The following is a 21,426-nucleotide window of genomic DNA, read 5'->3' as shown; positions in this document are numbered from 1 at the left end:
GGGCGGCCTATGCCGATGCCTTGCGGCCGTTCTTGAAGGGCGCCATGCCCTCGCGCGCCAGCTCGTCCGCCCGTTCGTTCTCGGGATGACCGGCATGGCCCTTGACCCAGTGCCACGTCACCTTGTGACGCTTGTTGGCCTCGTCCAGCGCCTGCCACAACTCGCCGTTCTTGACCGGCTTCTTGTCGGCGGTCTTCCAGCCGTTCTTCTTCCAGCCATGGATCCACTTGGAGATCCCGTCCATGACGTATTTGCTGTCCGTGTGCAGGTCGATCTGGCACGGCTCCTTGAGCGCGTTCAATGCCGAGATGGCAGCCAGCAACTCCATGCGGTTGTTGGTGGTCTCGGCCTCGCCGCCCGACAGCTCCTTGACCTTGGCCTTGTAGCGCATCAGCGCGCCCCAGCCGCCCGGTCCCGGATTGCCCGAACAGGCGCCGTCGGTGAAAACTTCCACATGCTTCATTTGAGGCCGTATTCCTGCGGGGATTTGATCGCCCTGTGGAAGCGCAGACGGCGGATGTATTCCATCGGGTCGCGCTTCATCACAAGGCCGCCGTCGGGGATCGTCAGCCAGTCATAGAGCCTGGTCAGCATGAAACGCAGCGCCGAGCCGCGCGCCAGCATCGGCAGCGCCGCCTTCTCCGCCTCGCTCAGCGGCCTGACGCTCTGGTAGCCCTCCAGCAAGGCCGTGCCCTTGGTCAGGTTGAAGGAGAAATCCTTCTCGAAGCACCAGGCATTGAGGCAGGTGGCCAGATCGTAGGCATAGAAGTCGGTGCAGGCGAAATAGAAGTCGATCAGGCCCGACAGCTCGTCGCCGAGGAAAAACACGTTGTCGGGGAAAAGGTCGGCATGGATGACGCCGGCAGGCAGGTCGGTAGGCCAGCTCCCGGCAAATTCCGCGAAGTCGGCGTCGACCTCCCTTGCCAGTCCCGGCTCAACCTCGTCAGCACGCCCGCGCGCCGCGTCCCACAGCTTGCTCCAGCCATCGATAGCGAGCGCATTGGACCGCGTCATGGTGAAATCCTGGCCGGCGACGTGCAGCGAGGCCAGTGCCTTGCCGACCTCGCGGCAATGCACGACCTGCGGCTTGCGCAGCCACATGCCTTCAAGGAAGGTGATGATGACGGCCGGACGGCCGGCCAGCGTGCCGATGACATTGCCGTCCTTGCCGTCGACCGGCAGCGGGCAGGAAAGGCCCTTGTGGGCCAGATGCTGCATCAGGCCGAGAAAGAACGGCAGGTCCGCCTTGTCGACGCGCTTCTCATAGAGCGTCAGGATGTACGAACCCGTGGTCGTATGCAGCAGGAAGTTGGAATTCTCCGTCCCTTCGGCGATGCCCTTGTAGGAGAGCAGGTCGCCGACAGGATAGTTGCGGAGGAAGGCCCCGAGCTCGCCTTCCGTGACGTCGGTGTAGACAGCCATCAGCGCGTACCGTTGACGAAGGCCATGTCGGCTGATGTCAGCTCGACGTCGCGCAATACCCGCATCACCGGAAAGTCCTCTGTTTCGGTCGCCGTGATGGCGAGTTCCACGTTCACTTCGAAGCGCTCGCGGAAGGCGTTGATGATCTCGTCGACGATGATCTCCGGCGCGGACGCACCTGCCGAAAGGCCGAGCGTAGAGATCGAGCCGATGTCGTTCCAAGGTATCTCCGACGCACGCTGCACCAACAGCGACATCTTCGCCCCTGCCCGCTCGGCGACCTCGACGAGGCGGCGCGAGTTGGATGAATTGGGCGCGCCGACGACAAGATAGAGGTCAGCGCCCGGCGCGGTTTCCTTCACCGCCTCCTGGCGGTTGGTGGTGGCGTAGCAGATCGATTCGGCAGCGGGCGCCTGGAGCGCCGGGAACCGCTCCTGCAGCGCCTTCAGGATGCCTGCGGTGTCTTCCACCGACAGGGTGGTCTGGGTGACGAAGCCGAGCGCCTGGGGGTCGGCGGGCGCAAGCCTGGCCGCGTCGGCCTCGGTCTCGACCAGCGTGACGGCGCCCTCGGGCAATTGCCCCATGGTACCGATGACTTCGGGGTGCCCGGCATGGCCGATCAACAGCACATGGCGGCCCTGGCGCTGGTGTCGCATCGCCTGCTTATGCACCTTGGAAACCAGTGGACAGGTGGCGTCGAGGTAAAACAGATTGCGGGCAACCGCATCCGCGGGAACCGACTTCGGCACGCCATGCGCGGAAAAGACCACCGGGGCGTCGCGGTGATCCTCGGGGATCTCGTGCAGTTCCTCGATGAACACAGCGCCGAGATTCTGCAGACCTTCGACCACATAGCGGTTGTGCACGATCTCGTGGCGGACATAGACCGGCGCGCCATATTTCTTGAGCGCCAGGACCACGATCTGAATGGCGCGGTCGACGCCGGCGCAGAAGCCTCTGGGCTGGCAGAGCCTGATCGTCAAAGGTGGTTTTGTCGTGGTCTGGAGCATAGCATCCGGTTCTTGGTTCAGCGCCCGAAATGATGTCTGCGCCCCCCTGCTGTCAAGGGCGCAACCGAAGCGGCACCGTTCGTGCCACTGCCGCTATCTGCGATCGGGCCGTCGCAGCAGCCAGACGCCCATCACGCCAAGCAACGCCGCCGCCAGGCCGTACCAGGTGACGGCGTATTGCAGGTGGTTGTTGGGCATGTTGATCATTGTCACCCCGCCGATCGGCAGGCCGCCGGGATTGGCGGTCTTGTCGGCGTCGACAAAGAACGGCAGCACCGTTGCGCCCGCCGGCAGGCCTGCGGTGGCCGCCATGGCATCGCGCTCCTTCCAATAGAACACGTTCTTGGCCAGGTCGTTGTCCGGGACCAGGGCGCCGGGCTTTTCGTCAAGCGGATTGCGCGCCAGCCCGGTAATGCCGACACTGCCCGCTACCTGTCCCGTCGGCCGCTTCGCGGCATCCTTCAGGTCATATGGCACGAAGCCACGGTTGACCAGGACATAGCGCCCATCGTCAAGCTTGAGGGGTGTGTAGACGTAGAAGCCCGACTGGCCGTCCCAGGTGGCGAAGAAATGGCGTTCGCCCTCATGCAGGAACGTGCCGGAGAGCGTCACCGGCCAGTAGTCGACGTCGCCGGTGGCGCGGTACTTCACTTCCATTTCGGCCAAAGGCAATGGCTGCGCCTGGGTGCGCTCGGCGATCTGTTCGACCAGGCCGTTCTTCCAGTGCAGCCGTTGCACTTGCCACGTGCCGAGAGCAATCAAGAGGGCAAAAGCGATCGCGCCGAGCACAAGCATCAGCAATTGCCCGGTGCGGCGCACCGGCGCTTGCAAGGTATTGTCCTGGTTCATTGGTTCTTTTCCAGGCGCCCTTCGGCCGCCTTGTTGCGATATTGCAGCGTGATCAGCACGCCCTTGATCAGCCGCAGCGCGCCGAGGCTGAGCACAAGGGTGAGCGGAATCCACATCAGGAAATGCACCCAGAGCGGCGGCCCAACATTGACCTCCATCCACAGCGCGAGGCCGACGACGATGAAGCCGATGATGAGAATGACGAACACCGCCGGGCCGTCGCCGGCATCGGCAAAGGAATAGTCGAGGCGACAGACGCCGCACTGCTTGCCGACGGTCAGGAAGCTCGAAAACAGCTTGCCCTCGCCGCAGCGCGGGCAGCGCCCCTTGAGGCCCGCCGAGACCGGGTCGACGGGCGGCCAGATGGCTTTGTCGTCGCTCATGGATTTATCTCGATTGGGGTGCCGTTTTCGACCATCTGCCAGATCTCCGCCATGTCCTCGTCGGTAACGGCGATACAGCCATTCGTCCAGTCGTAGAGCTGCATCAGCCACGACCACCAACCAAAGCCTTTAGACTGGCCATGGATCATAATCATTCCACCTGCTTCGACACCTGCCCTCTTTGCCGCAGCGACGTCGTCGGCGTCGGGATAAGAAATATGGATCGACTTGGTGAAGGCGCTGTCGGGATTACGCCAGTCCAGCACGTAGCGGCCCTCGGGCGTCCGCTCGTCGCCCTCCTGGAGCTTGTGGCCGACGGGATTGGCCCCCAGTGCTATGCCGTAGCTGCGGACTACCCTTTCGCCAGAAACCAGCTCCAGCTTGCGCTCCGACTTGTTCACCCGAACCAGTTCGATCCTTGCCTGCTCCGCGTCGGCGGAGACAAGGGAGGCCAGAAGGGCAAATCCCACACATGCGATGCGGCTGATTGTCATGCCAATTGTCTGGCCTAAGAAAGCGCCCAAAAAGAGAAAGGCGGCCGCGTTGCCGCGACCGCCTCTTTTCAAATTGCAGTGAGGTCAGTGACCCGCGGCAATGGTTCCGCCGACCGAACCCCAGACGTAGATCGCGGCAAACAGGAACAGCCAGACCACGTCGACGAAGTGCCAGTACCAGGCAGCAGCCTCGAAGCCGAAATGCTGCTTCGGGGTGAAGCCGCCGGCCATGGCGCGGAGCAGGCAGACCAGCAGGAAGATCGTTCCGACGATGACGTGGAAGCCGTGGAAGCCGGTCGCCATGAAGAAGGTCGCGCCGTAGATCGAGTCCTTGAAGGCGAACGGAGCGTGAATGTACTCGTAAGCCTGCACGAAGGAGAACAGCACGCCGAGCGCCACGGTGATCGCCAGGCCGTTGATCAGGCTCTTGCGGTCGTCATGCAGCAGCGCGTGGTGCGCCCAGGTCACCGCCGTGCCCGAAAGCAGCAGGATGATGGTGTTGTAGAGCGGCAGGTGGAAGGGATCGAGGACCTCGATGCCCTTGGGAGGCCACACGCCGCCGGTGAATTCGAGGCGCATGTACTGGTTGGCTTCGTTCGGGAACAGCGAAGCGTCGAAGAACGCCCAGAACCAGGCGACGAAGAACATCACTTCGGAAGCGATGAACATGATCATGCCGTAGCGCAGGTGCAGCGACACGACGCGGGTGTGATGACCCTCGTTGCCTTCCTTGATGGTATCCGACCACCAGCCGAACATGGTGTAGAGCACCACGGCCAGACCGATCATGAAGATCCAGTAGTTGGCATTGGCGACGTTGTAGCCGAAGATCGGGAACGTCGCGCCCTTCATGTGCTGCATCCAGGCGACGCCGCCGAAGGCCATGATGAGCGCTCCCATCGAGCCGAGGAACGGCCACGGGCTGGGATCGATGATGTGATAGTCGTGTTGTGGTTTGGCGTGCGCGTCTGCCATATCAGCCCCCGGCTTTTCCGTCGGAATTAACATTTTTCGTTTCGCCGTCGACCTTGGGCGCGGCAGCTACGGGCTTTTCCCCCTCAATTGGGAAAAAGGTGTACGACAAGGTGATCGTCTTGATGTCCTTGAGTTCGGGCACGTTGACGATTTCCGGATCGACGAAGAAGACCACCGGCATGTCGAGCGTTTCGCCCGGCTGCAGCGTGGTGTCCGTGAAGCAGAAACACTCGACCTTGTTGAAATAGGCACCTGCCAGGTCAGGAGTGACGTTGAACGTCGCCCGCCCCTGCGTCGGCACTGTAAAGACGTTGGTTGCCTTGTAGTGCGCCTGCGTCGTCTCGCCGATCTTGATCCTGACGTCGCGGGCGACCGGCTGGAAATCCCAGGGCAGTCCGCCCGAGGTATTGGCGTCGAAGCGGACCGTGATCTCGCGGTCGAGAATCTTGTCGGAATATTGCTCGACGCGCTGGGTCGTGCCGCCATAGCCGGTAATCTGGCAGAACATCGCGTAAAGCGGCACCGCGGCGTAGGCCATGCCGACCATGCCGCCGACGAACGCGACGCACATGCCGGCAACCATGCGGTTGGAGCGCTGCTGCTTCTGTTCCGCCTGTGTCGAATTTGTCATGCCATTGCTCATAGCGGCCGGTCCAGAATCGCCGGGCCGAATTTTGCGATGGTCGCAACGTAGAAGATGATCACCAGTGCAGCCAATGCCAGGCCGATCGCAATATTGCGGCTGCGGCGCGCCTTCTTCTGCTTGTCGGTCAACGTCACCAGATCCTTGTCAGACATCATGCACCTCCAAGCGCAAAGACACGCTCGACGACGCTATCGGCCAGGTAAGCGGCGAAGATCACGAACAGGTAAAGCAGCGAATAGGCAAACAGCTGCTTGGCGGGTTTCATGACGCGGTCGCTGTCCGGCATCTGGAGAACCTTCCAGGCGTACCAGACAAAACCGATGCCAAGCGCCAGCGAAACGATGCCGTAGCCGACGGTGGTGTAGCCCAGAATCCAGGGAAGCACGCCGACCGGTGCGAGCAGCAGCGAGTATGCGAAGATCTGGCGGCGTGTCGACGCCTCGCCCTTCACGTTCGGCATCATCGGAATGCCGGCGCGCTCGTAGTCCTGCGACTTGAACAGGGCCAGCGCCCAGAAATGCGGCGGCGTCCAAAGGAAGGTGATCATGAACAGCACCAGGCTCTCGATGCTGAGCGAGCCGGTCACCGCGGCCCAGCCGATCATCGGCGGCAGCGCACCCGCAGCACCGCCGATGACGATGTTCTGCGGCGTCCAGCGCTTGAGCCACATCGTGTAGACCACGGCGTAGAAGAAGATGGTGAAGGCGAGCAACGCCGCCGAAAGCCAATTGATGAGGACGCCCAGCGTCATCACCGAAAGCACCGAGAGCACCAGGCCGAAAGTCAGCGCCTCATGGGGCGTCACCTTGCCCGACGGCACCGGACGGTTGACGGTGCGCGACATGATGGCGTCGATGTCGGCGTCGTACCACATATTCAGGGCGCCCGAGGCGCCGGCGCCGATGGCGATCGCAAGGATCGCAATGATGGCGAGGAAAGGATTGATCGTATCCGGCGCGGCGACCATGCCGACAAAGCCCGTAAACACGACCAGGGACATGACGCGCGGCTTCAGCAGTGCGAAGAAGTCGCCTGCGGTGGCCTCCGACATGCGGAAGGCCTGGTCGTCAACACTGTTCTTGACAATGGCCATGCGTACTTACGTCCAGTCGTTCCGTTTGGCCGAAACCGCCGGTCGAACCGGCGGTTTCGAATTTCACTCGTGCCTTACTTGATCTTCGGCAGCTGTTCCCACTGGTGGAACGGAGGCGGCGAAGGCAGCTGCCATTCCAGGGTGGTTGCACCGTCACCCCACGGGTTGGCGCCGGCGATGCGCTTCTTGGAGAAGGCTTCAAAGACACCGAACAGGAAGATCACGACGCCGACCGCCGAGATGTACGAACCGTACGACGACACCATGTTCCAGCCGGCATATGCGTCCGGATAGTCGATGTAGCGGCGCGGCATGCCGGCGAGGCCGAGGAAGTGCTGCGGGAAGAAGACCAGGTTCACGCCGACGAACGTTACCCAGAAGTGGGTGTTGGCGATCGCCGACGAGTACATGTAGCCGGTCATCTTCGGGAACCAGTAGTACCAGGCGGCGAAGATCGCGAACACGGCGCCGAGCGACAGCACGTAGTGGAAGTGAGCAACCACGTAGTAGGTGTCGTGCAGCGAACGGTCGAGACCGGCGTTGGCCAGCTGCACGCCGGTGACGCCACCGACGGTGAACAGGAAGATGAAGCCGATCGCCCAGATCATGGGCGTCTTCATGGTGATCGAACCGCCCCACATGGTGGCAATCCACGAGAAGATCTTCACGCCGGTCGGAACAGCGATGACCATCGTGGCGAACACGAAGTAGCGCTGCGTGTCGAGCGACAGGCCGGTGGTGTACATGTGGTGAGCCCACACGACGAAGCCGACGGCGCCGATGGCGACCATGGCGTAGGCCATGCCGAGGTAGCCGAAGATCGGCTTGCGCGAGAAGGTCGAGACGATGTGGCTGACGATGCCGAAGCCCGGCAGGATCAGGATGTACACTTCCGGGTGACCGAAGAACCAGAACAGGTGCTGGAACAGGATCGGATCGCCGCCGCCTTCAGGCGCAAAAAAGCTCGTGCCGAAGTTGCGGTCGGTCAGAAGCATGGTGATGCCGCCTGCCAGGACCGGCAGCGACAGCAGCAGCAGGAAGGCGGTGATCAGCACCGACCAGGCAAACAGCGGCATCTTGTGCAGCGTCATGCCCGGAGCGCGCATGTTGAAGATCGTGGTGATGAAGTTGATGGCGCCGAGGATCGACGACGCACCGGCGATGTGCAGCGACAGGATCGCGAGATCCATCGCGGGCCCAGGCTGACCCGAGGTCGATAGCGGCGGGTAGATCGTCCAGCCACCGCCAACGCCGTGAGCACCCGGGGCGCTGGGCATGAACGCCGACAGCACGAGCAGGATGAAGGCCGGCGGAAGCAGCCAGAACGAGATGTTGTTCATGCGCGGAAAGGCCATGTCCGGCGCACCGATCATGATCGGGACCATCCAGTTGGCGAAACCACCGATCAGCGCGGGCATGACCATGAAGAAGATCATGACCAGGCCGTGAGCCGTGGTGAAGGCATTGAACATGCTCTTGCCGGCATCGATGGATTCATCGGCACCGACGCCGTAGACCATCTCGGCAAGGCCGTTGAAAATCTGGATACCCGGCTCGGCGAGCTCCCAGCGCATCATGACGGACAAGAAACCGCCGATGCAGCCTGCCATGATCGCGAAGATCAGGTAGAGCGTTCCAATATCCTTGTGGTTGGTCGAGTACACCCACCGAACCCAGCCCTTCGGCTTGTGGTCGTCGTGGTCGTGAGCTGCAGCGCCTGCCATGTTCCGCTCCGTTCCCTGATCCCTATTCTGCCGCGACTTAGTTGCCGGCGGCCGCGATCTTGGCCGCACCGTCGGTCTCGGCCATCAGCGCCTTGTTGGCGCCCGGCAGATCGGACTTCGCGGCGGCAAGCCACGTATTGTACTGCGCGTCGGAAACGACGCGAATTGCGATTGGCATGTAGGCGTGGTCTTTGCCGCAAAGCTCGGAGCACTGACCGTAGTACAGGCCTTCCTTGTCGGCCTTGAACCAGATCTCGTTGATGCGACCTGGAACAGCGTCGGTCTTCACGCCGAACGCCGGCATAGCGAAGGCGTGGATGACGTCGCTGGCGGTGACCAGCACACGAACCATGGTACCAACCGGAACCACCACTTCATTGTCGACAGCGAGAAGGCGCGGATAGGCAGCCTTGTCTTCCTTGCCGGCGGCGGGGCGGTCAGCTTCGGCCAGCATGGCCGAGTTGAACGAAAGCGGCTCTTCGGTCTGGTACTCGTAGTCCCAGTTCCACTGGTTGGCAGTCGCCTTGATCGTCAACTTGGCTTCTTCCGGTGGCGAATACTGCGCCGTAAGAAGCTGGAACGACGGCACCGCCAGGAACAGCAGAATGACGACCGGACCGACGGTCCAGATCACTTCGATCAGCGTGTTGTGGCTGGTGCGCGACGGCGTCGGATTGGCGCTCGCCCGGAACTTGATGATGCAATAGGCCAGAAGCACGAGCACCAGAAGCGTAATCGGGACGATGAACCACAGCGTGTAGCGCTCGAACCAGGTAATTTGTTCCATGATGCCGGTCGCAGCCGGCTGGAAATTGGTTTGCCAGTCTACAGGCTGAGCCGCGAAGGCCGCGACGCTGGCAAGGGAAGCAGCCGCCGCGACGGCGCTAGCAAAGATCTTTCTCATCGCCCTCAGTATCTCCCATTTCCGTGCGAACATTGCCGCATGGACAATCGTGCCGCTCCGGGACGGGAATCCCAGAGACGTTCGGAGGTTCAAACCATACTCTCTTTGTAACCGCAAGGAAGCAGAGGCGTTAGTCATGCGGCATTTTTGCGCGTAGGCCAGCGGGCTGGCGCTGCGGCGCGTTTGGCGCTACTTGCAGGGAGCGCGAGCCGACATCGCCTGCGCGGCAATTGCGTTGCCGCCCCCTTGGGAACGTCGCAAATCGGGCCAGATTGGGCTCGAATGTCTGGAAATTCACAGATTTCAGGATGGCGAAGCCGCTGTCTTGTTATTTACTTACTGCCTGCGCGACCTAAATAGTCGTGATTCGCAATGGAGCCGTCATGAAGTCTGGGCTGTTTAGATCCTTGGCGAAGGTGTTGGTCGCCGCTTCGTGCCTTGCACCGCTGCAGGCGGGCGCGCAACAGCAGGGTGGCACGGTGAAGTCCACGCACGGCGCATGGTCGATCATCTGCGACACCCCCGCCGGCGCCACCAACGAACAATGCGTGATGATGCAGAATGTCATCGCCGAGGATCGCCCGGAGATGGGCCTGTCGGTGGTGGTGTTGCGCACGGCCGACAACAAGGCCGAAATCCTGCGCGTGCTCGCGCCGCTTGGCGTGCTTTTGCCGAACGGCCTGGGCCTCAACATCGACCAGAAGGACATCGGCCGCGCCTATTTCGTGCGCTGCTTCCAGGACGGCTGCTACGCCGAGGTCATCCTCGAAAAGCCGCTGCTCGACTCGTTCAAGACCGGCAAGTCGGCAACGTTCATCGTGTTCCAGACACCTGAAGAAGGTATCGGCATTCCCGTCGACCTGAACGGTTTCGCCGAAGGCTTCGCCGCGCTGCCGTAAGCGGCCGGCTGGACCGGGAAGGCAGCTAGCCTTCCTCCTCCTCGCTGTTCGATGGCGAAAACGGCACGCCTTTTCCGAAAGGCGAAATCGGCTCGATCAGCGTGGGCGCCGACATTTGTTCGACTTCGAAGCCGTGTTCGCGGGCATAACCGCGCAGTTGCTCGGCGGCTTCCGGTGCTGACGCCTCGACATCGACAAGCGAGCGCGAAAACCCCTTCACGAAAACCCCGGGCAGGGCATCGACCTCACCTGCTATCTTGGCGCTGTCTTTGATCGACTTGCTGAGAATCAACACCAGCTTTTCCATTCACGCGCACTCCACCGCCACGTCACGGGCGCGGCGTGGCTCAAGGATACAGGCTGGCCGGCCCGGGTCGCAACCGGCCTTGGCTCAAAGGATCATGCCGCTCCCCTCACGGATCGCGCCGAAGCCCATCCTTTTCAGATTGGCGAACGCCAGTTCACGCATTTTCGCGTGCCGGCTACGGTTGGCCGGCATGACAAGCACGTCACTATGTGCCGCCAGGGCCTTGGCGATCGCCCCGGTCATTGCCGGGCAGGCCATCGAGGTGCCGCTCATCGGCGCATAGTGATCGCCTGGCACAGTCGACACCACCCCTGCCCCGGGGCCGACAAGATCGACGCGCGTCGGCGCATGCCCCTCGTTGGAAAAGGTGGCGAAGAAGGTGTCCGGATCCGCTTCGCCACGATCGCCCGAAATCGTCCAGCGATCGTAGGCGTCGCCCGGCAGGCCCGGCTCCCACCCCAGTGCCGAAACCGCTATCGCGTCGCGGTGTCGGGCCGGAAACGCCACGAACCGGCGAAAATCATTGCCGGCGGCGGCAACGACTAGCACGCCATGGTCCGCCGCATCCTCGATGGCTCGCGACAGCACCTTGTCGTCGAAGCCGGGGTCGGCTTCCCGCTCAGCCTTGAGGCTGAGATTGATGAGGTGGCAACCGTCGTCGACCGCCTGCTCGATGGCCCGGTGTATCTCGAAATTGCGGGCGACGCCGGTCGTCGGGTCGCCGAAGACCCTGTAGCTGCGGATATATGCGCCTGGGGCTACACCGCCGTAACCGCCCGTACCACTGCCCGCGATGATGCCTGCGACATGGGTGCCGTGCCCGATCGAGGTGTCGGGGTCGCCCTTCATGTTGGTGAGGTGCTTGTGCGGGCCGACACCGCTGTCGATCACGCCGACCACGACGCCTGCGCCGCTCCCGGCGTCGCCGGGCGGAATGAAGTGCCTGAGCGTGTCCGGCGCATTGGTTAGATCAACGGGATCGAGAAGCACCACGTCTCCCGACTGGATTCTCGCCCGCCGCCGAAAATGGCCCCAATGGCCGGCAAACCCGGGCTCAACTGCAAGCATCGCCTCAGCTACCTCCGGCGCACGGAGGCCGAACCTCGCCACTCCGGCGTTGTCAGAAACCGCCGTCAGCTGCATGCCGCCGTCTTTCAGTCCCAATATGGCGACCGCATTGGCGATCGCCTTGTTGTCGCCGGCCGATCGAATCACGATCTTGAGGAAATCGGTGCCTGTGGGGCCGATGCTACCGGTCAGCTTGAGCCGACCGAGGCGTACATCCGCAACGGCAAGTGTGTAGTTGAGGACGGGATGGAACGTCCCCCCGACCGCCGCCGGAACTGGACCGGCATTCGACGTCATGACCAGCGCAGCTCCGCTTTGCGGAACCACCTCGATGACTTCCAATCCGCGCGGGTGTCCGCCACCGGAGACAGGGTCGACCGCCATCGGCAGCCCGCCACCCATGCCGGCTGGCGCTGCGAGAAAATCGAGCTCGGCGTCGGCGGCCACCACGCCCTGCAGGGTCGCCATCAGTTGCTCGCTGTTGGATCTTTTGTCCGGAATGAAGACGAACTGTTCCATTTCCTCCCCCACTCAACCCGGTCTGATTGAACCCAAACCACAATACTCTTAATACTTGCATCAATCAAATGGCCGCAGCTACTGATTGCAGCGCGTTCCGCCCCTGCGTGGTTTGTCCGCGACCACTTACGACGCCAGCGATTGCGAATGCGGCCAAGCCGCCCTACATCACGACAATCCAGTACGGGAACCCGCCATGAACCTCGTCAGCCAGTTCGACATTTCCGAAGATCGCGTACGCAAGCTCGTCAGCAACACTATCGAGGGCGCCGACGACGGCGAACTGTTCCTCGAGTATCGCGAAGGCGAAGCGCTGATGTTCGACAACGGCCGGCTAAAGACGGCCAATTTTAGCACCGACCAGGGTTTTGGCCTGCGCGCCGTCGCCGGCGAGGCCACGGGCTACGCCCATTCAAGCGAGCTTTCGGAGGCTGCGCTGCTGCGGGCGTCCGACGCCGTTTCGGCGGTCAAGGGCGGCTACTCCGGCACCCTCGCCGATGCGCCCGCCCGCACCAACCGTCATCTTTATGGCGAGGAGAACCCGATCACCTCGCCCGGCTTCGAGGCCAAGGCCAAGCTCCTGCAGGAGATCGACGCGTGGCTGCGTGACAAGGATCCGCGCGTCCGTCAGGTGACCGCATCGCTGGCCGCCTCCTGGCAGCATGTCGAGATCCTGCGCGGCGATGGCCAGGTCGTGCGCGACATCCGGCCGCTGGTGCGGATGAGCGTTGCCGTCGTCGTCGGTGACGGCGACCGCCAGGAAAGCGGCTCCTACGGCGCCGGCGGACGCAAGAGCTTCGATGAATTCCTCGCCGACGAAAGCTGGAAGAACGCCGCCAGCGAAGCGCTGCGGCAGGCGCTGGTCAATCTCGAGGCGATCCCCGCACCGGCCGGGACCTTCGACATCGTCCTGTCTTCCGGCTGGCCGGGCGTCATGCTGCATGAAGCGGTCGGCCACGGCCTCGAAGGCGACTTCAACCGCAAGAAGACCTCGGCCTTCGCCGGGCTTTTGGGACAGCAGGTCGCCGCCAAGGGCGTCACCGTGGTTGACGACGGCACCATCGCCGAGCGGCGCGGGTCGATCACCGTCGACGACGAGGGCACGCCCAGCGCCCGCAACGTGCTGATCGAGGACGGCAAGCTGGTCGGCTATATGCAGGATCGCCAGAACGCACGCCTGATGGGCATGAAGGCGACTGGCAACGGCCGTCGCGAATCCTATGCGCACGAGCCCATGCCGCGGATGACCAACACCTACATGACCTCGGGCGACATGACGCCGGAAGAGATCATCGCGTCGGTCAAGAACGGCATCTATGCGGTGTCGTTCGGCGGCGGCCAGGTCGACATCACCAGTGGAAAATTCGTGTTCGGCTGCACCGAGGCCTACATGATCGAGGACGGCAAGGTGACGCAGCCGATCAAGGGCGCGATGCTGATCGGCAACGGGCCGGACGCCATGCACCGGGTGTCGATGGTCGGCAACGACATGAAGCTCGACACCGGCATCGGCATGTGCGGCAAGGCGGGACAGGGCGTACCGGTCGGCGTCGGCCAGCCGCATCTCCGGATGAACCAGATGACCGTCGGCGGCACCCGCGTCTAGGCTGCCGGGAATTCGAAACGAATTGCTGCACCGTCCCGCCTCGATCGTCCTGCTGACCGGCGCCGGCATCTCGGCCGAATCCGGCGTCGACACCTTTCGCGACAAGGACGGCATCTGGTCCAAGGTCGACTACCGCGACGTGGCGACGCCGGAAGGCTTCGCCCGCGATCCGGAATTGGTGCACGATTTCTACAACCAGCGCCGGAGCGGCCTCGCCGAAGTCGTGCCTAACGCGGCGCATGCCGCATTGGCCAGGCTCGAGCGCTCTTTCCGGGGCAGGTTCCTGCTCGTCACCCAGAACATCGACGACCTGCACGAGCGGGCCGGCTCGCGACGGCTGATCCACATGCACGGCGAGCTGACCAAGGCGCTGTGCGCCAAGTGCGGGGCACGGCATGAATGGCACGGCGCCACGAGCGGCTCCTCGCGCTGCCCGTCCTGCCAGCAGGTCGGGCATTTGCGGCCGGATGTCGTGTGGTTCGGCGAGATGCCCTATCGCATGGACGAGATCGAAGGGGCGCTGTGGCAATGCGATCTGTTCGTTTCGATTGGCACAAGCGGCAACGTCTACCCTGCCGCCGGCTTCGTCGAGATGGCGCGCGACGCCGGCGCGCGCACCGTTGAACTCAATCTTGAGCCGTCGTCAGGTCGCGGCCTGTTCGACCAGGCGATCCACGGACGCGCGTCCGAGATCGTGCCTGAATTTGTCGAGCATCTGCTGGCTGGCGGTTGAGCCAGCCCAATCAATCGCAGCCGTTCACCGACGCTTCTTCGGCTTCTCCAGCAGCGCCACCGCCTCGACGTGGTGGGACCACAGGAACTGGTCGATGGGCGTGACGCTCTTCAAGGCATAGCCGCCGTCGATGAGTATCCTGAGATCGCGCGCGAGCGTCGCCGGATTGCAGGACACCGCAGCGACATACGGCACATCGGAGCGGGCGATCTGCTTGCACTGGTCTTCAGCGCCGGCGCGCGGCGGATCGAACGCAATGCCGTCGAAGGCGTTCAGTTCCTTGAAGGTCAGCGGACGGCGATCGAGGTCGCGGCGCTCGACCGTCACCCGCTTCATGCCATTGGCAAAGCGGAAGCCGCGGTCGAGCGCTGCAAGTGCCGGACCATCGCCTTCGACAGCGTGGATCTCGGAATTGGCGGCCAGGCGCAGGGCAAAGGTTCCCGACCCCGAAAACAGGTCGGCGACCTTCTTGGCCTTGCGCAAGTGTCCGGCAACCAGCGACGCCATTGCCTGCTCCGCCTCGGCGACGGCCTGCACGAAGCCGCCGGTCGGCGGGGTGACGGTCGCCGTGCCGAAGGTCAGCGCCGGCTTGACCGGTTCGACGATAGTTTCGCCATCGATGGAAAGACGGGCGATCTTCGACTTGATGACGAAGTCGGTGGCGGCGCGGCGGATGGCTTCGGTCGGCTTGCCGCAATCGCTGGCGGCAACGTCGAGCCCGGTTTCGGTCGACGTCACCAGGAACCTGAACGGCTTCGAGGTGTTGGCGATGATGCCGGCGAGATGGCGCAAGGTGCCCGTCGCCTCGACGATTTGCGGCACCAGTACCGGACATTCGGTGATGTCGACTATGACGTTGGAGAACGCCTTGTTGTAGCCGAGATGCAGGCCGGTTTCCGTGTTGCGGGCGGTAAAAGCGGCGCGACGGCGGCTGTGAGGAGGGCAGCTGACAAGCTCGCCGACCTCGACATCGATGCCCCGCCCCTTCAGGGCATGGACCACAAGGCCACGCTTCCATTCGCGGTAGGCGCTGTCTTCGAGATGCTGGATGGCACAGCCGCCGCATTCGGTGAAATGCCGGCACGCCGGGGCAACACGCTGGGGCGATGCTTCCAGCACCGCGATCAGCTGCGCCCTGTCCCTGTCGCGCGCGGCTGTCACCACCTCGCCCGGCAGCGCAAACGGCACGAAGACGTGGCCGCCATTCATGTCGACGACGCCGTCGCCATGCGCGCCCAGACGCGCAATCTCGAACCGTGTCGTCATCGATCTTTCACTCCAGCGAGCAGGTATTCGAGGTTGCCGTCACCGCCTTCGAGCGGCGACGGACATGTGCCGACGGCGCGCCAGCCGGGTACGGCGTCGAGCCAGCCGAAAAGCTCTTCGGCCATGCGGGGACCGTCGTTCGGATTCTTCAACAGCCCGCCCTTGCCGATCGCCTCGCGGCCGGCCTCGAACTGCGGCTTGACCAGAAAGACTCCGCGCGCGCCGCGAGCCGCCAGCTCGAGGGCATTCGGCAGGGCAAGACGCAGCGAGATGAAGCTGACATCGGACACGATGAAGTCAGGGCGATGCCCGTCGAGATCGTCCGACGTCAGGTTGCGGGCATTGAGCCCCTCCCGGCAGGTGACGCGCCGATCTGCCTTGAGCCTGTCGGCCATCTGGCCGTGGCCGACGTCGATCGCCACCACATGCTCAGCGCCGCGTTCCAGCAGAACCTGCGTGAAGCCACCAGTCGACGCGCCGACATCGAGCGCCCGGCTGCCTGCGGGATCGAAGCCGAAATGATCGAGTCCGGCGATGAGCTTGAGCGCCGCGCGCGACACATAGGCCTGGGCCGGATCATCGACCGCGATGCCGACGGTGCTGGCGACGGTCTGGCCGGGCTTCTTCACCACCTGGCCGTCAACGGACACCGCGCCGCGCGTCACCGCATCGCGCGCCCGCGAGCGGCTGGCAAACAGGCCGCGGCTGACGAGCAGTTCGTCGAGCCGCAGGCTGCCCTCCGAGCGCTGCGCATCCGGTTGGGTGCTCGAAGGCGCTCCAGCTTCCTGATCCTGCGCAACGTGCTTGCCGAGAACCGACTTCGATTTCCGGGCAGATGCGGCTTGCCGTGAGATTTCCATGGCTTTCAATGGCGAATGCGCGCCTGCAAGGCAAGCGCTCACTCGATCCGTTCAGGCCCGAGCAGCCTGGGCGGCCTTGCCGAGCGCGGCAAAGACCGTGCGAACAATACCGCCGGAATCGAGGCCGGCATCGACATACATCTTGTCGGGGTTGGCGTGATCCACGAACTGGTCGGGCAGCGTCAGCGCGCGAACCTTGAGACCGTTGTCGAGCAAGCCGTTGCGGGCGAGGAAGTCGAGCACCTGGCTGGTGAAGCCGCCGACCGAACCTTCCTCGACCAGCACCAGCACTTCGTGCGAGCGCGCCAACCGGCGGATCAGGTCTTCATCCAACGGCTTGGCAAAGCGCGCGTCGGCGACTGTCGTCGACAGGCCGGCAGCGCCGAGTTCCTCCGCGGCGAGCAGGCAGTCCTTGAGACGCGTCCCGAAGGACAGCAGCGCGACCTTGGTGCCTTCCCTGACGATGCGGCCCCTGCCGATCTCCAGGACCTGGCCGCGCTCGGGCATGTCGACGCCGACGCCGTTGCCGCGGGGATAGCGGAAGGAGATCGGACCTTCATCATACTCGGCAGCCGTGCGCACCATATGGCGCAGTTCAGCCTCGTCGCTTGCCGCCATGACGACAAAGTCCGGCAGCGAGGCGAGATAGGTGGTGTCGAAGGCGCCGCAGTGGGTCGGGCCGTCGGCGCCGACAAAGCCGGCGCGATCGATGGGGAAACGCACCGGCAGCTTCTGGATGGCGACGTCGTGCACGACCTGGTCGTAGGCGCGTTGCAGGAAGGTCGAATAGATCGCGACGAACGGCCGGTAACCTTCGGTGGCGAGGCCCGCGGCAAAGGTCACCGCATGCTGCTCGGCGATGCCGACGTCGAACGTACGTGATGGAAACGCCTCACCAAACAGGTCGAGCCCGGTGCCCGACGGCATGGCCGCGGTGACGGCCACGATCTTGTCGTCCTCGCGTGCCTCCTGGACCAGGCTTTCGGCGAAGACCTTGGTGTAGCTCGGCGCATTTGCCGGCGCCTTGGCCTGAGCACCGGTGATGACGTCGAACTTGTTGACGCCGTGATACTTGTCGGCGGCGGCTTCCGCCGGCGCGTAGCCCTTGCCCTTCTGGGTCACGACATGGATCAGCACCGGTCCGGTGCCGTTGTCGCGGACGTTCTTGAGGACAGGAACCAGGTGCTCGAGATTGTGGCCGTCGATCGGGCCGATGTGGAAGAAACCCATCTCCTCGAACAGCGTGCCGCCGGTGACGAAGCCGCGCGCGTGCTCGACGGCGCGGGTGATCGCGCGGTCGACGCGGCGGCCGAGATAGGAGGTCAGCTTCTTGCCAAGCTCGCGCACGCCGGCATAGGTGCGGCCCGAAGCAAGACGCGCAAGATAGGCGCTCATGGCTCCGGCAGGTGGCGCAATCGACATGTCGTTGTCGTTGAGAATGACGATCAGCCGAGCACCCAGCGCGCCGGCGTTGTTCATCGCCTCATAGGCCATGCCGGCCGACATCGCGCCGTCGCCGATGACAGCTATGACGTTGTTCTTGCCACCATCGAGGTCGCGGGCCGCGGCCATGCCGAGACCGGCCGAAATAGACGTCGAGGAGTGCGCGGTGCCGAACGGATCATATTCGCTCTCGCTGCGCTTGGTGAAGCCGGAGAGCCCGCCCTCCTGGCGCAAGGTGCGCATGCGGTCGCGGCGTCCGGTCAGGATCTTGTGCGGATAGGCCTGGTGGCCGACGTCCCAGACAAGCCGATCGCCGGGCGTGTCGAAGACGTAATGCAGCGCCACGGTCAGTTCGACAACGCCGAGACCAGCGCCAAGATGGCCGCCTGTCTGCGAGACGACGTCGATCAGCTCGGCGCGCAATTCGCTCGCAAGCTGCGGCAGCTGCGCTTCGTCGAGCGCGCGCAAATCGGCCGGCACATGGACCTTGTCGAGCAGAGGTGTTTCAAGTTTCGCGTTCATCAAACCGACTGGCATCCGTTAACCTTTGGCAGATACGACCCCGAGCACCGAATGTAAATGCGCGGCGGTGACGCGGCTCAGCTCTCGGGCAAGGGAATGAACTCTTCCTCATCACCGGGAACGATATCGAAGCGGCCGGTCTTCCATTCGTTCTTTGCCTGCTCGATCCGCTCCTTCGACGACGACACGAAGTTCCACCAGATATAGCGCTTGGAGCCGAGCGAGGCGCCGCCGAACAGCATGAAATGCGCTCCCCGCTCCGACGACACGACGATCTCGTCGCCCGGTTTGAACACCAGAAGCCGCTCGATCGGGAAGCGATCGCCGAGAATGTCGATTTCGCCGTCGAGCGTGTAGATGGCACGCTCCTCCGCATCGGCGGGAATCTTGATCCGGGCGCCCGGCGCCAGCCGGATGTCGGCGTAAAGCGTATCGGACGCCTGGCGCACCGGGGCGCGCAACCCCTTGAAATCGCCGATGATGACGCGTCCGGAAACGCCATCGGCATCGAATGCCGGCAGCTCCGCCGCGGCGGTGTTTTCGAACAGCGGCGCGACCTCCTCCTTGCCGTCGGGCAAGGCAAGCCAGGTCTGCAGCCCCGACATCGACATCGGCGAGCCGCGCAATTCCTCTGGCGTACGCTCGGAGTGAACGATGCCGCTGCCCGCCGTCATCAGGTTCACGTCGCCCGGCGCAATGACCATTTCGGTGCCCAGCGAATCACGGTGCCTGATCTTGCCGTCGAACAGGTAGGTCACGGTCGCCAGCCCGATATGCGGATGCGGGCGGACATCGAGCGCCTGACCGGCGCGCATGATGGCGGGCCCCATGCGGTCGAAAAAGATGAACGGCCCGACCAGCCGGCGCTTGGCCGTCGGCAGGGCGCGGCGCACCTGGAAACCGTCGATGTCCTTGGCGTTTGGCACGACCATCAGTTCGATCTGGTCGCAGGAAAAGGCGTCGCCGGGGGTCGGATCATTGGCTGGGAAGAAGCTCATGGGTACATCCTAGGGAGACGGAGGATCGACAACGATGTTGCTTCTACGCAAACCTCAACGCCGAGCGCGCCTTCGCCTTTGCGGCTTCTTCCTCGCGGTTGCGCGGGTGCTGGTGCGTTTCCATGGAATGAAGCAGATCGTGCGCCGCTTCGGCGATCCTGTCGACCGCCAGGTGAAACGCTTCTTCGTTTCGCTTCGAAGGTTTGGTCGAACCGCTCAGTTTGCGCACGAACTGGAGAGCTGCGTCGCGGATTTCGTCATGCGTCGCCGGCGGATCAAAATTGAACAATGTCTTGATGTTGCGGCACATAGCCAACTCCCTGGTTTCATTCAACCGTATGGGTACCCCATAACTGGGCGCAACATGCCGCAAGGTCAAGCCATTGGCTGCCGGCGGAGCCGGACGTTGGCGAGCATGGTTACGAGGGCGAAGCGAAACGCGCCGCCCCCGCCTGCTCACTCCCCGTCGAGCGGTTCCGTGCCAACTGGCTTGCCGTCGCGCGACAGGCGGATCTTCTCGACCTTGTCTTCGGCCGTCTTGAGCAGGCGATCGCAGTGCGCCTTAAGCGCTTCACCACGCTCGTAGATCTTGATCGACTGGTCGAGCGGCACGTCGCCGCGCTCCAGGTCGTCGACGATCTTTTCCAGTGCGGCCAGCGCCTGCTCGAAGCTCATCGCCTTGATTTCGTCATTGGGCTCAACGGCCATGGTTCATCCTTTCATCAGGCGGGTAACGTGGGCGGCGACGGAAAAGGCCAGCCCATGGAGGTCATAGCCGCCTTCGAGCAAGCTGACGAGACGGTTCGACGAATGCCTTGCGGCACGGTCCATCAATTGCCCCGTCGCCCAGTCGAAGTCGGCTTCGGTCAGGTTGATCTCGGCCAGCGGGTCGCGATGGTGCGCATCGAAGCCGGCCGAGATGATGATCAGGTCGGGCGCGAAATTGTCGAGTGCCGGCAGCACGCGCGAGCGGAACGCCTCCCGGAAGAGGTCGCTGCCGGTATCGGGCGCGAGCGGCGCATTGACGATGTTGCCTGCGCCGGTCTCGCTCTTTGCGCCAGTGCCTGGAAACAGCGGCATCTGATGCGTCGAGCAATAGAGCACGGACGGGTCGTTCCAGAAGATGTCCTGGGTGCCGTTTCCGTGATGGACGTCCCAGTCGACGATGGCGACGCGCTCGGCGCCATGCCGGCGCTGGGCGTAGCGCGCCGCGATCGCGGCATTGTTGAACAGGCAAAAGCCCATCGCCGTGGTTTTCTCGGCATGGTGCCCGGGTGGACGCGAGGCGACGAAGACGTTGTCGGCCTTGCCGGTGAACACGTCGTCCACGGCGGCATTTGCCGCGCCTATCGCAGTGATCGCCGCGCGCCAGCTGTTCGGGCTGACGACGGTGTCGCCATCGATCCTGACGAGGCCTTCTTCCGGCACCCTCAGGCGGATGTCCTCGACGAAAGGCTCGGGATGAACCAGCAGGATCGTCTGTTCATCGCCTTCCGGCGCCTCGACACGGTCGAGCGCTTCAAAAGGTTCGTCGTCGAGCGCACGCTCGATGGCCCGCAACCTGTCGGGCCGCTCGGGGTGGCCGGCGGGCATCAGGTGTTCGAGATAGATCGGATGCGTGTAGAGCCGAGTGGTCATCGCCCCACCTTATCAGCAATGGCCGGCCAGACCACGCCATACCTGTCAAAGCCCTGGGGAAAATCGG

24 protein-coding genes are annotated in these 21,426 nt (G+C 63.6%); 3 read left to right on the top strand and 21 right to left on the bottom strand.

The features are described from left to right. Positions 1–7 precede the first annotated feature (7 nt). The 12 genes from rnhA to coxB form a co-directional block, all read right to left on the bottom strand. Positions 8–463 (bottom strand): ribonuclease HI, encoded by a 456-nt coding sequence (gene rnhA / locus PCJ21_RS14580; protein ID WP_269932143.1) that lies wholly within the window; start codon positions 461–463, stop codon positions 8–10. Further along, positions 460–1,422 carry a homoserine kinase gene (locus PCJ21_RS14575; protein WP_269932142.1) on the bottom strand — a complete coding sequence of 321 codons (963 nt, stop codon included), beginning with the start codon at positions 1,420–1,422 and terminating at the stop codon, positions 460–462. The genes rnhA and PCJ21_RS14575 overlap by 4 nt, the downstream gene beginning before the upstream one ends. Beyond that, a complete protein-coding gene (ispH, locus tag PCJ21_RS14570) occupies positions 1,422–2,432 on the bottom strand; it encodes a 4-hydroxy-3-methylbut-2-enyl diphosphate reductase (protein ID WP_269932141.1) in 1,011 nt (336 codons plus the stop codon). The genes PCJ21_RS14575 and ispH overlap by 1 nt, the downstream gene beginning before the upstream one ends. Before the next feature lie 93 nt (positions 2,433–2,525). Further along, on the bottom strand, positions 2,526–3,281 hold the full coding sequence (locus tag PCJ21_RS14565) for an SURF1 family protein (protein WP_269932140.1): 756 nt from the start codon (positions 3,279–3,281) through the stop codon (positions 2,526–2,528). Further along, the gene (locus tag PCJ21_RS14560; protein ID WP_269932139.1) at positions 3,278–3,664 is read right to left on the bottom strand and encodes a DUF983 domain-containing protein; all 387 of its coding nucleotides are present in this window, start codon (positions 3,662–3,664) and stop codon (positions 3,278–3,280) included. The genes PCJ21_RS14565 and PCJ21_RS14560 overlap by 4 nt, the downstream gene beginning before the upstream one ends. Next, a complete protein-coding gene (locus PCJ21_RS14555; RefSeq protein ID WP_269932138.1) occupies positions 3,661–4,158 on the bottom strand; it encodes a L,D-transpeptidase family protein in 498 nt (165 codons plus the stop codon). The genes PCJ21_RS14560 and PCJ21_RS14555 overlap by 4 nt, the downstream gene beginning before the upstream one ends. 84 nt (positions 4,159–4,242) lie before the next feature. Next, entirely contained in the window at positions 4,243–5,133 is an 891-nt protein-coding gene (locus tag PCJ21_RS14550; protein WP_269932137.1) for a cytochrome c oxidase subunit 3, read from the bottom strand. 1 nt (position 5,134) lies between these two features. Then, positions 5,135–5,764, bottom strand: coding sequence for a cytochrome c oxidase assembly protein (locus PCJ21_RS14545; protein WP_269932136.1), 630 nt, complete (start codon positions 5,762–5,764; stop codon positions 5,135–5,137). Positions 5,765–5,772: 8 nt separating this feature from the next. After that, positions 5,773–5,931: a hypothetical protein gene (locus PCJ21_RS14540; RefSeq protein ID WP_269932135.1), complete on the bottom strand. Its 159-nt coding sequence runs from the start codon at positions 5,929–5,931 to the stop codon at positions 5,773–5,775. After that, positions 5,931–6,872 carry a heme o synthase gene (locus tag PCJ21_RS14535; protein ID WP_269932134.1) on the bottom strand — a complete coding sequence of 314 codons (942 nt, stop codon included), beginning with the start codon at positions 6,870–6,872 and terminating at the stop codon, positions 5,931–5,933. The genes PCJ21_RS14540 and PCJ21_RS14535 overlap by 1 nt, the downstream gene beginning before the upstream one ends. A gap of 74 nt (positions 6,873–6,946) precedes the next feature. Continuing rightward, entirely contained in the window at positions 6,947–8,596 is a 1,650-nt protein-coding gene (gene ctaD / locus PCJ21_RS14530) for a cytochrome c oxidase subunit I (RefSeq protein ID WP_269932133.1), read from the bottom strand. 37 nt (positions 8,597–8,633) lie between these two features. Then, positions 8,634–9,500, bottom strand: coding sequence for a cytochrome c oxidase subunit II (coxB, locus tag PCJ21_RS14525; protein ID WP_269932132.1), 867 nt, complete (start codon positions 9,498–9,500; stop codon positions 8,634–8,636). Positions 9,501–9,883: 383 nt separating this feature from the next. Between coxB and PCJ21_RS14520 the strand changes: the two genes are divergently transcribed. Next, positions 9,884–10,399: an invasion associated locus B family protein gene (locus PCJ21_RS14520; RefSeq protein ID WP_269932131.1), complete on the top strand. Its 516-nt coding sequence runs from the start codon at positions 9,884–9,886 to the stop codon at positions 10,397–10,399. Positions 10,400–10,424: 25 nt separating this feature from the next. Here the strand turns inward: PCJ21_RS14520 and PCJ21_RS14515 are convergent, their stop codons facing one another. After that, a complete protein-coding gene (locus PCJ21_RS14515; protein ID WP_269932130.1) occupies positions 10,425–10,706 on the bottom strand; it encodes a hypothetical protein in 282 nt (93 codons plus the stop codon). An 84-nt stretch (positions 10,707–10,790) separates the two neighbouring features. After that, the gene (locus tag PCJ21_RS14510) at positions 10,791–12,293 is read right to left on the bottom strand and encodes a S8 family peptidase (protein ID WP_269932129.1); all 1,503 of its coding nucleotides are present in this window, start codon (positions 12,291–12,293) and stop codon (positions 10,791–10,793) included. Between the two features lie 196 nt (positions 12,294–12,489). Between PCJ21_RS14510 and tldD the strand changes: the two genes are divergently transcribed. After that, positions 12,490–13,899: a metalloprotease TldD gene (gene tldD / locus PCJ21_RS14505; protein ID WP_269932128.1), complete on the top strand. Its 1,410-nt coding sequence runs from the start codon at positions 12,490–12,492 to the stop codon at positions 13,897–13,899. A gap of 25 nt (positions 13,900–13,924) precedes the next feature. Next, on the top strand, positions 13,925–14,632 hold the full coding sequence (gene cobB / locus PCJ21_RS14500; RefSeq protein ID WP_269932300.1) for a Sir2 family NAD+-dependent deacetylase: 708 nt from the start codon (positions 13,925–13,927) through the stop codon (positions 14,630–14,632). A gap of 24 nt (positions 14,633–14,656) precedes the next feature. Here cobB and PCJ21_RS14495 read toward each other — a convergent pair whose 3' ends face one another. From PCJ21_RS14495 to PCJ21_RS14465, 7 genes are all read right to left on the bottom strand, one after another. Further along, on the bottom strand, positions 14,657–15,898 hold the full coding sequence (locus tag PCJ21_RS14495) for a class I SAM-dependent RNA methyltransferase (RefSeq protein ID WP_269932127.1): 1,242 nt from the start codon (positions 15,896–15,898) through the stop codon (positions 14,657–14,659). Further along, a complete protein-coding gene (locus PCJ21_RS14490) occupies positions 15,895–16,758 on the bottom strand; it encodes a TlyA family RNA methyltransferase (protein ID WP_269932126.1) in 864 nt (287 codons plus the stop codon). The genes PCJ21_RS14495 and PCJ21_RS14490 overlap by 4 nt, the downstream gene beginning before the upstream one ends. A gap of 51 nt (positions 16,759–16,809) precedes the next feature. Further along, positions 16,810–18,723 carry a 1-deoxy-D-xylulose-5-phosphate synthase gene (gene dxs / locus PCJ21_RS14485; protein ID WP_269932125.1) on the bottom strand — a complete coding sequence of 638 codons (1,914 nt, stop codon included), beginning with the start codon at positions 18,721–18,723 and terminating at the stop codon, positions 16,810–16,812. A 77-nt stretch (positions 18,724–18,800) separates the two neighbouring features. Further along, entirely contained in the window at positions 18,801–19,721 is a 921-nt protein-coding gene (locus PCJ21_RS14480; RefSeq protein WP_269932124.1) for a pirin family protein, read from the bottom strand. A gap of 43 nt (positions 19,722–19,764) precedes the next feature. Further along, positions 19,765–20,031, bottom strand: coding sequence for a DUF2277 domain-containing protein (locus PCJ21_RS14475; RefSeq protein WP_269932299.1), 267 nt, complete (start codon positions 20,029–20,031; stop codon positions 19,765–19,767). 146 nt (positions 20,032–20,177) lie between these two features. After that, positions 20,178–20,429, bottom strand: coding sequence for an exodeoxyribonuclease VII small subunit (locus PCJ21_RS14470; protein ID WP_269932123.1), 252 nt, complete (start codon positions 20,427–20,429; stop codon positions 20,178–20,180). Between the two features lie 3 nt (positions 20,430–20,432). Next, positions 20,433–21,359, bottom strand: a complete 927-nt coding sequence (locus PCJ21_RS14465) for a histone deacetylase family protein (RefSeq protein WP_269932122.1) — start codon at positions 21,357–21,359, stop codon at positions 20,433–20,435. Positions 21,360–21,426 lie beyond the last annotated feature (67 nt).

Source organism: Aminobacter sp. HY435 (genome assembly GCF_027568395.1).
In the GTDB taxonomy this organism is placed as follows: domain Bacteria; phylum Pseudomonadota; class Alphaproteobacteria; order Rhizobiales; family Rhizobiaceae; genus Aminobacter.
Note: the sequence above shows the minus strand (reverse complement) of the source record. Positions and strands in the feature narration are given on the sequence as shown.